Origin of the sequence: Streptomyces sp. GSL17-111 (assembly GCF_037911585.1) — a bacterium.
Lineage (GTDB): Bacteria > Actinomycetota > Actinomycetes > Streptomycetales > Streptomycetaceae > Streptomyces.
This window is the reverse complement of the sequence record NZ_JBAJNS010000001.1, coordinates 4,946,502-4,958,388: the sequence shown is the minus strand read 5'-3', so window position 1 is coordinate 4,958,388 and position 11,887 is coordinate 4,946,502. Positions and strand designations below refer to the sequence as shown.

The window sequence follows — 11,887 nt, the reverse complement described above, 5'->3', positions numbered from 1 at the left end:
ATACGGCGGACCATGGAAGCGAGAGGCCCGACGCCGCCTGGAGGAGCCATGAGCAGCTCACCGCACATCGTCAGCGACGTGATGACCCACACCGTGGTAGCCGTGAGCCCGGACGCCCCCTTCAAGGAGATCGTGCGGACGATGGAGGAGTGGAACGTCAGCGCCCTGCCCGTGCTGGAGGGCGACGGCCGGGTGGTCGGCGTGGTCTCCGAGGCCGACCTGCTGCCCAAGGAGGAGTACCGGGCGGAGGGTCCGTCCCTGTCCGGGACCGAGGGGCGGCTCGACGAGCTGGCGAAGGCGGGCGGCCTGGTGGCCCGGGACCTCATGACGGCCCCCGCGATCTCGGTCCGGGCGGACGCCACGCTCGCCCACGCCGCGCGGGCGATGGCGCGGCGCGGCGTCAAACGGCTTCCCGTGGTGGACACCGAGGGCCGGCTCGCCGGCCTCGTCAGCCGGGGCGACCTGCTGAAGGTCTTCCTGCGGCCGGACGAGGAGCTGGCGCGGGAGGTGCGCGAGCACGTCGTCGCCCCGCTCTTCCCGCACCGCGACGCGGGTCTGGAGGTGCGGGTGCGCGAGGGCGTCGTGACCTTCACCGGGCACGTCCCGGACGCCGCGCTCGTCCCGGTGGTCGCCCGCCTGGCCCGGGCGGTCGAGGGGGTGGTCGACGTGCGGTTCGAACCCGACGGCTCGGCGGCCTGACCGGACGAGGCGGTCGAGGCGGTCCAAACGGACGGCGAGCCCGGGGTCAGGGCCCGCTGCCGTAGGGGGCGTACAGGTCCAGGAGCCGGGTGCGCGTCCGCTGGAGACGCCGCCCGATGATCTCGGCGACCTGTACGGCAAGGGCCCGGCCCAGCTCAGGGTCGTCGTCGCACACACCCCGGACCGCCGCCGCGTCGAACTCCAGCGCGCTGACGTCCCCGGCGGCCTGGGCACCCAGCCGCCAGGTGTACGGCGGCACCATCCACGACCAGCCGAGCAGGTCGCCGGGGTGGAGCGTCTCGATGTGCGCGGGACGGCGTCCGGCCACGTGCAGGTCGAGGGTGACCGTACCGCTGCGGATGACCCAGAAGCGGTCGGCGTGGCGCCCCTCCCGGAAGATGCGCGTCCCGGCCGGGAACCGCACCGGCCGGCCCAGGGCGAGCAGCCGCTCGCGGCCGCGCGGCGGCAACAGACGGAAGGGATGGGTGACAGTGCTGACCACGGCGCACCTCTCACGGCCCGGCGACGGACTGACCTCTTCATCCTGACCCCGCCCGGGACCGTCCGCCAGGGCTGAACGGCCCGGTCGGCGGGCCCGTCCGGCCCCGGCGTCGCGGTCAGAACCCCGGGCGACCCGAAAACGCGTTGCGCCGAAGGAGGCGCGGGGCCAGGCTACGGCGATGACCTCGAACACCGGGAACCAGCACAGTGGTCCGGACTGGCGCGTGCGCCCCTACCGGTCGGGCGACTGGGCGGCCGTCTCGCGCATTCACGACGCGGCGCGGCTGGACGAGCTGCGCGACTCGGTCGGGATCGAGGCGTTCCTGTCGCTCGCCGACACCTACGAGAGCGAAGGGCTCTTCGACGACAGGGTCTGGGTGGCCGAAGGGGCCGAGGACCCCGCGGCCGGGGACGGCGGGGCGGTCGTCGGCTTCGTCGCCCTCGCCGACGACGAGGTCACCTGGCTGTACGTCGACCCGTCCCGCTACGGCGAGGGGGCGGGGACCGCGCTGCTGCGCCACGCCGTGGCCCACGGCGGCCCCCGCGTGGAGACGACGGTGCTGGCGGGGAACGAGCGGGCCCTGGCCCTCTACCTCCGCGAAGGCTTCGTCATCACCGAGACGAAGGAGGGCCGGCTCGTGGGCAACGAGGCCTACCCCGCCACCGGCCACATCATGGAGCTGCGCAGGCCCTCCCCGGCGCCGTACTCCTGAGCCCGGGTCAGCGGGCCGCCCGAGACGCGCCGCACGGCGGCCGTTCAGCCGCCGGCGTCGACCTCCGCCAGGAAGGCGAGGGCGAGCCGCCAGGTGCGCTCGGCGGCCTCGGCGTCGTGGTCCGGGAGGTCGGGGTCGGTGTAGAGGTGGCCCGCGCCGGGGTGGCGGAAGACCTCGACGTCCGCGCCGGTCCGGCCCATGTGCAGGTACCAGGTGTTCAGCCAGTCACCGGGCTCGAACGGATCGGGGTCGGCGACGTGCAGCTGCACGGGCAGACCGTCGGCCGAGGCGTCCTCGGCCACGTCGTAGGTGCCGTGCAGGAGCAGCAGGGCGCGGGCGTGCTCGTCGGCGAGCGCCAGGCTCTGGGCGAACGCGGCGCCGAGGGAGAATCCGGCGTACACCAGCCCCTTCTCCGACAGCGGTGCGGCGGCGGCGACCGCGCGGCGCAGCAGCTCGTCCCACCCGATCTCCTCCTGCACGGCCCGGCCCTCGTCGAGGGTCCGGGCGGTCCGGCCGTCGTACAGGTCGGGGGTGTGGACCTCGTGCCCGGCCGCCCGCAGCCGTTCGGCCGCGGCCTCCACGGCGGGCCTGCGTCCGTACACCGAGTGGAACAGCACCACGGTGGCCACTGCGTCACGTCCTTCCGTCTCTCCGCGCTCGCCCCTGCGGACCCGGGGCGGACGTCCACATCGTGCCAGGTACGGTCTGATGAGCCCATCGCCTGCAAGGAGTAGAGACCTCATGGAGAACGTGCTGCGACCGGTCATCGTGTTCGGCGGCGCGATCGTCGTGGCCTGGGTGGTCGCCTGGGCCGTGGACCGGCTGCTCGTGCGCATCGACGCACGGCACCCGGAGACCCCCATGTGGGGCCTGCTGCGCCAGGGACGCTCGCCGCTCGCGGCGGTGCTGTTCGTGGCGCTGGTGCGCGGCTTCTTCGAGAGCACGCACCTGGCCGTCGACCGGCGGCAGACCGTGGAGCTGTGGCTGACGATCATCATGATCGCCGCCTCCGCCTGGCTGGCCCTGCGCGTCGCGGCGGCGGCCATGGAGACGGCGTCCACCCGCTACGCGGGCGTGGCCCACGACCCGGCGCGGGCGCGCCGGGTGCGCACCCAGCTGACGCTGATCCAGCGGCTGGTGACGGCCGTCGTCATCGTCATCGCGGGCGCGGCGATACTGCTGCAGTTCGACGGTATGAAGACCATCGGCACGTCGATGCTGGCCTCCGCCGGTGTGCTCGGCATCGTGGCCGGTATCGCCGCCCAGTCGACCCTGAGCAACCTGTTCGCCGGGCTGTCGATCGCGTTCGGCGACATGGTCCGCATCGGGGACACCGTGGTGGTCGACGGCGAGTACGGCGTCGTGGACGAGATCACCATCTCGTACCTCGTGCTGCTCACCTGGGACGAGCGGCGGATCACCATGCCGGTGTCCTACTTCACGAACAAGCCCTTCGAGAACTGGTCGCGCGGTGGATCGCAGGTGATCGGCACGGTCTACCTGCAACTGGACCACACGACGCCGGTCACCGAGCTCCGCGCCCAGACGGAGAAGGTCGTCCGGGCCAGCGACGCCTGGGACGGGCGGAGCTGGAGCCTGGTCGTGACGGACACCACGCCGTCGACGATCGAGGTCCGGGCGGCGATGTCGGCCCGCACCGCCGACGACGTCTGGACGCTGCGCTGCGAGGTCCGCGAACAGCTGCTGGCCTGGCTGCGGGACGAGCACCCCTACGCGCTGCCCCGCGTCCGCACCAGCCGGGAGTCCGAAGAGCCGGGGCCCGTGCTCGACCGGAAGGGCTGACACGACGGCGGCCGGGGGGCGGGCCGGGCCGGGCCGGCGCCCCCGGCCCGCGTCCCGGTTAGGCGCTGTCCGCCCGGACGCGGTCGAGGGCGGCGCGCAGATCGGCCGGGTAGGTACTCGCGAACTCCACCCAGCTGCCGTCGGCCGGGTGCTCGAAGCCGAGGCGCACGGCGTGCAGCCACTGGCGGGAGAGCCCCAGCCGCCGCGCCAGCGTCGGGTCGGCGCCGTAGGTGAGGTCCCCGGCGCACGGGTGCCGGTGGGCCGCCATGTGCACCCGGATCTGGTGGGTCCGGCCCGTCTCCAGCTTGATGTCCAGGAGGCTGGCGGAGCGGAAGGCCTCGATGAGGTCGTAGTGGGTCACCGACGGCTTGCCGTCCGCGACGACGGCCCACTTGTAGTCGTGCTGCGGGTGGCGCCCGATCGGCGCGTCGATGGTGCCGCTGAGCGGGTCGGGGTGCCCCTGCACGAGCGCGTGGTAGCGCTTGTCGACGGTGCGCTCCCGGAACTGCTGCTTGAGCAGGCTGTAGGCGCGCTCCGACTTGGCGACGACCATGAGCCCGGAGGTGCCGACGTCCAGCCGGTGCACGATGCCCTGGCGTTCGGCGGCCCCGGAGGTGGCGACCGTGTATCCGGCGGCGGCCAGGCCGCCGATGACCGTGGGCCCGCTCCAGCCGGGGCTGGGGTGCGCGGCGACCCCGACCGGCTTCATGACGACGACGAGGTCGTCGTCGTCGTGCACGATCTCCATCCCCTCGACCGGCTCGGCCACCACCCGGACCGGCGCGGGCGGGGCGGGCATCTCGACCTCCAGCCAGGCCCCGCCCTGGACGCGGTCGGACTTCCCGGCCTCCGCCCCGTCGACCCGGACCTTGCCGTCCGCCGCGAGCTCGGCGGCCTTGGTGCGGGAGAAGCCGAACATGCGGGCGAGGGCGGCGTCGAGACGCTCGCCCTCCAGACCGTCGGGCACGGGCAGCGTACGGACGTCGGGGGATGGTGGGGTACTCACCCGGTCGAGTATGCCCGACTCCCGCCACCCGTCCGGACCGGCCCCGCGTGCGGCCGCCGCGACCGGGGGTGACGCTGCGACCACGTGACGGGAGCCGCCACCCCACCGTCACGGGAGGGAGGACGCCGTGGCCCGACGTGCCCGGGGACGTCGACGGACCGTGCGCCGTCGCGCCGGAGCCGCGCGGCTGGGTCGGCGAAGGGCCCTAGGACGGCCGACACCTGCGACCGCTGGGCGAGCAGACGGCCACCGTCCTCCTGGTCGACTTCCCCGACCTCCCCGCCCGCAGCCGCGCGGCCGAGCGGGCGGCCCACTTCACCGACTACGCCGCCGAGCACCTGCGCCGCTCCTCCCACGGGCGGTACCGTCCGCGCTTCGAGCCGTCGGACGGCTGGCTGCGCATGCCGCGCCCCTGGCCGGAGTACGGCATCGAGCGCGGCATCCCCACCGCGACCCTGCAGCGGTACGTGGAGGACGCGATCGGCGCGGCGACGGAGCGGGGCGCCTCGACGGAGTTCGTCGGCGCGTGGGACCCGATGAGCGTGGCGGCCCGCAGCGACCTGCTGGGCTGGCACAGCGGCAGCCTCCGGGCCGAGGGCGCGGGCGTGACGGTGCACGTGACGGAACGGACCGACGAGGGCCACCGGGTCCGGATCACCCGGTGACACCGGCCGGGCCGCAGGTCAGTCGCGGTGCAGCGTGCCGTCCGGATCGAGCCCCCGGAAGGACAGGATGACGATGAGGACGCCGCCGCAGACGATGGCCGAGTCCGCCAGGTTGAAGACGGCGAAGTGGGCAGGGGCGATGAAGTCGACCACCGCGCCCTGGAAGACCCCCGGAGAGCGGAAGACGCGGTCGGTGAGGTTGCCGAAGGCACCGCCGAGGAGCAGCCCGAGCGCGATGGCCCACGGCGTGCTGTAGAGCTTGCGCGCGATACGGAAGATCACCACGATCACGGCGGCCGCGATGACCGTGAAGACGATCGTCAGGGCCTCTCCCATCCCGAACGCCGCGCCCGGGTTCCGCACGGCGGTGAACCGCAGCAGGTCGCCGACCACCTCGACGGCCGGTTCACCCTCCAGGCGCTCCACCACGATGATCTTGGAGATCAGGTCGAGCGCGTAGGCGACGGCGGCCACCCACAGCAGCACGGCCACGCGGCGCCTGCCGCGCGGCTCCCCGCCCTCGTCCGCCACGTCGTCCGTGGACTTCTCCGGCACCTCGTCGATGGCCTGCTCCGCCTCTGCTGTCACGTGACGAGCCTACGACACCGCCCCCGGCCGGCCCTCAGTGCCGCTCCTGCTTCTGCTTGCACTCCACGCACAGGGTGGCCCGCGGAAACGCCTGCATACGGGCCTTGCCGATGGGGTTGCCGCAGTTCTCACACAGACCGTACGTACCGGCGGCGATCCGCTCCAGGGCCCGCTCGCTCTGGTACATCATCTCCCGGGCGTTCTCGGCCACGGCCATCTCGTGCTCCCGGGTGATGTTCTTCGTCCCGGTGTCCGCCTGGTCGTCCCCGGCGCCGTCGCCCGAGTCGCGCATCAGGCCGGCCAGGGCCCGCTCGGCCGCCTCGATCTCGGTGCGCAGCCGCTCGACCTCGGTCGCCAGTTCGCTCCTGGCCTCGACGACCTCGCTCTCCGTCCACGGCTCCTCGCCCGCCCGTACGGCCAGCTCCCCGGGTGTGGCCGCGATGCGGGCCTGCGGTACCGCCGTCTGCGTACCGGTCGTCGTCTTCTTCGCAGCCACCGTTCCGGCTCCCGTCTTCCGTGCGGCCTTCTTCGCCGCCGCCTTCGTGGGCTCGGCCCTCGCGGCCGGCCTCTTCGCGACCGTCTTCCCGGCGGACGCCTTCGTGGCCGCCGTCTTCTTCGCCGCCGCCTTCTTCGCCGCCGTCTTCTTCGCCGCCGTCTTCCTGGCGGATGTCTTCTTCGCGGGCGTCTTCTTGGCCGCCGTCTTCTCGGCCGCCTTCTTCGCGGGCGCCTTCCTGGCCGCCTTCCGCGCGGCGCCGCCGGACGGCGCGTCCTCCGGCTCCCCGGTGTCCGCCGTCCTGGCCGCGGGGCGGCCCTCGGCCGGCGTCGTACCGGCGGCTGCCTTCTTCGCCCGGCCTGCCATCGCCGCGACCCCTTCACATAGTGTGATCTTGCTCGCGAATCGTGCCGGAACGATAAATCGGCACGAAGCACGCGGCAACGGGACGCGCCGTCCGGGTGTGATCTCCGCCCCCGGCCGAGCGCCGCCGCCGGGCACCCGCGAGGGCGTTGTGCCCGGGGCCCCGGGCGGGGAAACCGTTCGGCAGCGCTTCCGGGCGGCCCGTACACTGGGCGTCAGCGAAGGCGTTGAAGGGGACGAGTAGCGTCGTCAAGCGGCCCAGAGCGACCCGGGGACGGTGTGAGCCCGGGGGCGAGCGCGACGTGAAGATCACCCCGGAGCTGCCGGAAGAAAGCCCTCCGTGCGGGGGCGAGTAGAGCCGGCCCGCAGGAGCACCTCCGGGTGCCCCGGCCCAACGAGCGGGCGGTGGTCACCAGCACACCGCCAAGGAGGGTGGTACCGCGGGAGGCGCCGTGCGGGCGCGTCTCGTCCCTCTGACGGAAGCTGCCCTGTCCGCCGGAGGAACCATCCGATGAGCCCCACCCCGCAGTACCGCCAGGTCCCCGCCCAGGTGGACCTGCCCGCGCTGGAGCACGCCGTGCTCGAGTTCTGGCAGGAGCAGAAGATCTTCGCCCGGACGCTGGAGGCGTCCGAGGGCCGCCCCGAGTGGGTGTTCTACGAAGGCCCACCGACCGGCAACGGCATGCCCGGCGCGCACCACATCGAGGCCCGGGTCTTCAAGGACGTCTTCCCGCGCTTCCGCACCATGCAGGGCTACCACGTCTCCCGCAAGGCGGGCTGGGACTGCCACGGGCTGCCCGTGGAGCTGGCCGTCGAGAAGGAACTGGGCTTCAACGGCAAGCAGGACATCGAGGCCTACGGGATCGCGGAGTTCAACGCGAAGTGCCGCGCGTCGGTGACGCGGTACACCGACGCCTTCGCCGACCTCACCCGGCGCATGGGCTACTGGGTGGACCTGGACGACGCCTACCGCACGATGGACCCGCAGTACATCGAGAGCGTGTGGTGGTCGCTGAAGGAGATCTTCGGCAAGGGCCTCCTGGTGCAGGACCACCGGGTGGCGCCGTGGTGCCCCCGCTGCGGCACCGGGCTGTCCGACCACGAGCTCGCGCAGGGGTACGAGACGGTCGTCGACCCCTCGGTCTACGTGCGTCTGCCGCTCACCTCGGGGCCGCTGGCCGGTACGGCCTCGCTGCTGGTGTGGACGACGACGCCGTGGACGCTGGTCTCCAACACCGCCGTCGCCGCCCACCCGGAGGTGACCTACGTCGTCGCCACCGACGGCACCGACCGGCTGGTCGTCGCGGAGCCGCTGCTGGGCAAGGCGCTCGGCGAGGGGTGGGAGGCCACCGGGCAGAGCTTCACCGGCGCGGAGATGGAGCGCTGGACGTACCGGCGCCCGTTCGACCTCGTCGAGCTGGAGGGCGCGAACTTCGTCGTGAACGCCGAGTACGTGACGACGGACGACGGCACCGGGCTCGTCCACCAGGCCCCCGCCTTCGGAGAGGACGACCTGAAGGTCTGCCGCTCCTACGGCCTGCCCGTGGTGAACCCGGTCCGGGCCGACGGCACGTTCGAGCCGGAACTCGACCTGGTGGGCGGCCAGTTTTTCAAGAAGGCCGACGAGGCCCTGGTGGCCGACCTCGACGCGCGCGGCCTGCTGTTCCGCCACGTGGCCTACGAGCACAGCTACCCGCACTGCTGGCGCTGCCACACCGCGCTGCTCTACTACGCGCAGCCCTCGTGGTACATCCGCACCACGCAGATCAAGGACGAGCTGCTCGATCAGAACGAGAAGACCAACTGGTACCCCGAGTCGGTCAAGCACGGCCGCTTCGGGGACTGGCTGAGCAACAACATCGACTGGGCGCTCTCCCGCAACCGCTACTGGGGCACCCCGCTGCCGATCTGGCGCTGCACCGAGGACCACCTCACATGCGTCGGCTCGCTGACGGAGCTCGGCGAGCTGACCGGGACGGACCAGAGCGGCCTCGACCCGCACCGGCCGTACATCGACGCGGTGACGTTCACCTGCCCGACCGAGGGCTGCTCGGCGGAGGCCACCCGCGTCCCCGAGGTCATCGACGCCTGGTACGACTCCGGCTCGATGCCGTTCGCCCAGTGGGGTTACCCGTACCGGAACAAGGAGACCTTCGAACAGCGCTACCCGGCGCAGTTCATCTCCGAGGCGATCGACCAGACCCGCGGCTGGTTCTACACGCTGATGGCGGTCGGCACGCTCGTCTTCGGCCGGTCCGCGTACGAGAACGTGGTGTGCCTCGGCCACATCCTCGCCGAGGACGGCCGCAAGATGTCCAAGCACCTGGGCAACATCCTGGAACCGATCCCCCTGATGGAGCAGCACGGTGCGGACGCCGTGCGCTGGTTCATGGCCGCCGGCGGCTCGCCCTGGGCCGCCCGCCGGGTGGGCCACGGCACCATCCAGGAGGTCGTCCGCAAGACGCTGCTCACGTACTGGAACACCGTCGCCTTCCAGGCCCTGTACGCGCGCACCGGCGGCTGGGCACCGACCGACGCCGATCCGGCGCCGCACGAGCGTCCGCTCCTGGACCGCTGGCTGCTCAGCGAGCTGCACGCGCTGGTCGACCTGGTCACCCGGGCGATGGAGAACTTCGACACCCAGCGTGCGGGCAAGCTCCTGTCGACGTTCGTCGACGACCTGTCCAACTGGTACGTGCGCCGCTCCCGCCGCCGGTTCTGGCAGGGCGACGCGGCGGCGCTGCGCACCCTGCACGACGTCCTGGAGACCGTGACGCGGTTGATGGCGCCGCTGGTCCCGTTCGTCACCGAGCGGGTGTGGCAGGACCTGGTCGTGCCGGTGACGCCGGACGCGCCGGAGTCGGTGCACCTGGCGAACTGGCCGGTGGCCACGCCGGAGGCCATCGACGAGCGGCTGTCCGTGGACATGCTGCTGGTGCGCCGCCTGGTGGAGCTGGGCCGGGCCACCCGGGCGGAGTCCGGCGTCAAGACCCGCCAGCCGCTGTCCCGCGCGCTCGTCGCGGCCCAGGGCTTCGAGCTGCTCGACGACGACCTGCGGGCCCAGATCGCCGAGGAGCTCAACGTCAGCCGGCTGGCGTCGCTGGGCGAGGTCGGCGGTTCGCTCGTGGACACGACGGCCAAGGCGAACTTCCGCGCGCTCGGCCGCCGCTTCGGCAAGCGGACGCAGCCGGTCGCCGCGGCCATCGCGGCGGCGGACGCGGCGGAGCTCTCCGCCGCGCTGCGCGCCGGTACGGCCGAGGTGACGGTGGACGGCGAGCGGGTCGGCCTGACCGCCGAGGAGGTCATCATCACGGAGACGCCCCGCGAGGGCTGGTCCGTCGCCTCCGACTCCGGCGCGACGGTCGCGCTCGATCTGGAGATCACCCCCGAGCTGGAACGGGCCGGGCTGGCCCGGGACGTCATCAGGCTCGTCCAGACGCAGCGCAAGGAGTCCGGCTTCGACGTCTCCGACCGCATCAGCCTGACGTGGTCGGCCCGCACTCCGGAGGCGGCCGAGGCCCTGCGCGAGCACATGGGGCTCATCGCCGAGGAGGTGCTCGCCGACGAGGTCGACGAGCGCGCCTGGGACGAGACGGAGTGGGTCACCCGGCACCGCGAGGAGACCGGCCACCCGGTCTCGCGGGACGACGAGCTGGGTGTGGCGTTCGGGCTGCGGAAGCTCTGAGCACGGCGACGCCCCGGGCGTCCGGCTCCGGCCGGACCCCGGGGCGTCCGCGTTCCCGGACAGCGGGCCCGAACACCACACGGCCCGGACGCCACCGACCGAACGACACCGGCCCGGGAACGGCGTGAGGGCCGGACCCCGATGGGGTCCGGCCCTTCACGTGCCGTGCGGCGGTGGTTGCCCTGCCGTCAGTTGTCGTCCTCGTCGATGAGGAAGCCTCGCATCGGCGACGGCGTCTGCTGCTGCATGGGCTGCGGGCCCTGCGGCCGGACGGGGGCCATCGGCTGGGTCATCGCCGGGGACATCTGCTGCTGACCGCCGTAGGTCTGGCCGCCGCCCTGGTTGTGTCCGCCACCGTGGCCGCCCATGGCCTGGCCGCCGCCCATGGACTGACCGCCCATCGACTGGTGACCGCCCATCGTGCCGCCCGACGGCGCGCCGGCGGACGCCATCGACGGCGAGGCCGGCAGGGACGCGGCGGCCGGGCTGCGCGGCGGGGCGAGCGAGTCGTCCGACTGGTTCTCCAGCTGACGCAGCTGGCTCTCCAGGTACGACTTCAGGCGCGTGCGGTACTCCCGCTCGAAGCCGCGCAGGTCCTCGACCTTGCGCTCCAGCGTGGCGCGGGCGGACTCCAGCGAGCCCATCGCGACGCGGTGCTTCTCCTGGGCGTCCCGCTCCAGCGCGTCGGCCTTGGCACGGGCATCCCGCTCCAGACCCTCGGCACGGCTGCGGGCCTCACCGACGATCTTGTTGGCCTCGGAACGGGCCTCGGCGATCGCCTGGTCGGCGGTCTGCTGCGCCAGGGACAGCACGCGCGCGGCGCTGTCGTTGCCGCCGCCCTGCTGCATCTGCGGCGGGCCGCCGTGGCCGCCCATCGGCCCCGGGCCCATCGGGCCGGGACCGTGCTGCTGATGCTGCTGGTGCTGAGGCTGGTGCTGCTGGTGCTGAGGCTGGTGCTGCTGCTGGCCGGGACCGTGCTGGCCGGACTGGGGTCCGCCGGGACCTGCGGGCAGCTGGGGTGCACCGGGGAGCTGGGGCGGGCCGCCCATCTGCTGCTGGCCGCCCATCTGCTGCTGTCCCGGAGGCACCGGCTGCGGACCTGATATGGCAGCGGGCACCGGGCCCTGCTGTGATCGGTCCTCCGGAGGTTTGCGCATACCCTGTTGCTGCTGGCTCTGCGCGGCGGCTCGCGTCGCGGCGGCCAGCTTGGCGCGCAGGTCCTCGTTCTCCCGCAGCAGGCGGGTCAGCTCGGCTTCGACCTCGTCAAGGAAGGCATCGACCTCGTCCTCGTCATAGCCTTCTCGGAGGCGGACGGTCGTGAACTGCTTGTTCCGCACGTCCTCGGGGGTCAGCGGCATCTCTTCACCTCAA

11 protein-coding genes are annotated in these 11,887 nt (G+C 73.1%); 5 read left to right on the top strand and 6 right to left on the bottom strand.

The window, feature by feature from the left end; genetic code table 11:
* The first annotated feature begins 48 nt into the window (after window positions 1-48).
* On the top strand, window positions 49-699 hold the full coding sequence (locus V6D49_RS22100) for a CBS domain-containing protein (RefSeq protein WP_340562242.1): 651 nt from the start codon (window positions 49-51) through the stop codon (window positions 697-699).
* Window positions 700-745: 46 nt separating this feature from the next.
* On the opposite strand, the gene V6D49_RS22095 is transcribed toward V6D49_RS22100, so the two are convergent.
* A complete protein-coding gene (locus V6D49_RS22095) occupies window positions 746-1,201 on the bottom strand; it encodes a cyclic nucleotide-binding domain-containing protein (RefSeq protein ID WP_340562241.1) in 456 nt (151 codons plus the stop codon).
* Window positions 1,202-1,379: 178 nt separating this feature from the next.
* Here V6D49_RS22095 and V6D49_RS22090 point away from each other — a divergent pair, with 178 nt between their 5' ends.
* Window positions 1,380-1,913 (top strand): GNAT family N-acetyltransferase, encoded by a 534-nt coding sequence (locus V6D49_RS22090; RefSeq protein WP_340562239.1) that lies wholly within the window; start codon window positions 1,380-1,382, stop codon window positions 1,911-1,913.
* 44 nt (window positions 1,914-1,957) lie between these two features.
* Here V6D49_RS22090 and V6D49_RS22085 read toward each other — a convergent pair whose 3' ends face one another.
* Complete coding sequence (locus V6D49_RS22085; protein ID WP_340562237.1) at window positions 1,958-2,542, bottom strand: dienelactone hydrolase family protein; 585 nt, start codon at window positions 2,540-2,542, stop codon at window positions 1,958-1,960.
* 112 nt (window positions 2,543-2,654) lie between these two features.
* Between V6D49_RS22085 and V6D49_RS22080 the strand changes: the two genes are divergently transcribed.
* Window positions 2,655-3,716 carry a mechanosensitive ion channel family protein gene (locus V6D49_RS22080; protein ID WP_340562236.1) on the top strand — a complete coding sequence of 354 codons (1,062 nt, stop codon included), beginning with the start codon at window positions 2,655-2,657 and terminating at the stop codon, window positions 3,714-3,716.
* 58 nt (window positions 3,717-3,774) lie between these two features.
* Here the strand turns inward: V6D49_RS22080 and V6D49_RS22075 are convergent, their stop codons facing one another.
* On the bottom strand, window positions 3,775-4,722 hold the full coding sequence (locus V6D49_RS22075) for an RluA family pseudouridine synthase (protein WP_340562235.1): 948 nt from the start codon (window positions 4,720-4,722) through the stop codon (window positions 3,775-3,777).
* A gap of 401 nt (window positions 4,723-5,123) precedes the next feature.
* Between V6D49_RS22075 and V6D49_RS22070 the strand changes: the two genes are divergently transcribed.
* Window positions 5,124-5,387, top strand: coding sequence for a hypothetical protein (locus tag V6D49_RS22070; protein ID WP_340562233.1), 264 nt, complete (start codon window positions 5,124-5,126; stop codon window positions 5,385-5,387).
* Between the two features lie 18 nt (window positions 5,388-5,405).
* Here V6D49_RS22070 and lspA read toward each other — a convergent pair whose 3' ends face one another.
* Complete coding sequence (gene lspA / locus V6D49_RS22065; RefSeq protein WP_340564212.1) at window positions 5,406-5,951, bottom strand: signal peptidase II; 546 nt, start codon at window positions 5,949-5,951, stop codon at window positions 5,406-5,408.
* A gap of 58 nt (window positions 5,952-6,009) precedes the next feature.
* Window positions 6,010-6,834 (bottom strand): TraR/DksA family transcriptional regulator, encoded by an 825-nt coding sequence (locus tag V6D49_RS22060; RefSeq protein WP_340562231.1) that lies wholly within the window; start codon window positions 6,832-6,834, stop codon window positions 6,010-6,012.
* Window positions 6,835-7,342: 508 nt separating this feature from the next.
* Here V6D49_RS22060 and ileS point away from each other — a divergent pair.
* Window positions 7,343-10,516, top strand: coding sequence for an isoleucine--tRNA ligase (ileS, locus tag V6D49_RS22055; RefSeq protein ID WP_340562229.1), 3,174 nt, complete (start codon window positions 7,343-7,345; stop codon window positions 10,514-10,516).
* Window positions 10,517-10,704: 188 nt separating this feature from the next.
* On the opposite strand, the gene V6D49_RS22050 is transcribed toward ileS, so the two are convergent.
* Window positions 10,705-11,874, bottom strand: coding sequence for a DivIVA domain-containing protein (locus tag V6D49_RS22050; protein ID WP_340562227.1), 1,170 nt, complete (start codon window positions 11,872-11,874; stop codon window positions 10,705-10,707).
* Between the last annotated feature and the right edge of the window lie 13 nt (window positions 11,875-11,887).

Excerpts from the sequence above, each read along its gene's own strand:
- V6D49_RS22100 (WP_340562242.1), top strand. The coding sequence starts at position 49 with ATGAGCAGCTCACCGCACATCGTCAGCGACGTGATGACCCACACCGTG.
- V6D49_RS22090 (WP_340562239.1), top strand. The coding sequence starts at position 1,380 with ATGACCTCGAACACCGGGAACCAGCACAGTGGTCCGGACTGGCGCGTG.
- V6D49_RS22080 (WP_340562236.1), top strand. The coding sequence starts at position 2,655 with ATGGAGAACGTGCTGCGACCGGTCATCGTGTTCGGCGGCGCGATCGTC.
- V6D49_RS22070 (WP_340562233.1), top strand. The coding sequence starts at position 5,124 with ATGCCGCGCCCCTGGCCGGAGTACGGCATCGAGCGCGGCATCCCCACC.
- V6D49_RS22060 (WP_340562231.1), bottom strand. The coding sequence starts at position 6,834 with ATGGCAGGCCGGGCGAAGAAGGCAGCCGCCGGTACGACGCCGGCCGAG.
- ileS (WP_340562229.1), top strand. The coding sequence starts at position 7,343 with ATGAGCCCCACCCCGCAGTACCGCCAGGTCCCCGCCCAGGTGGACCTG.
- V6D49_RS22050 (WP_340562227.1), bottom strand. The coding sequence starts at position 11,874 with ATGCCGCTGACCCCCGAGGACGTGCGGAACAAGCAGTTCACGACCGTC.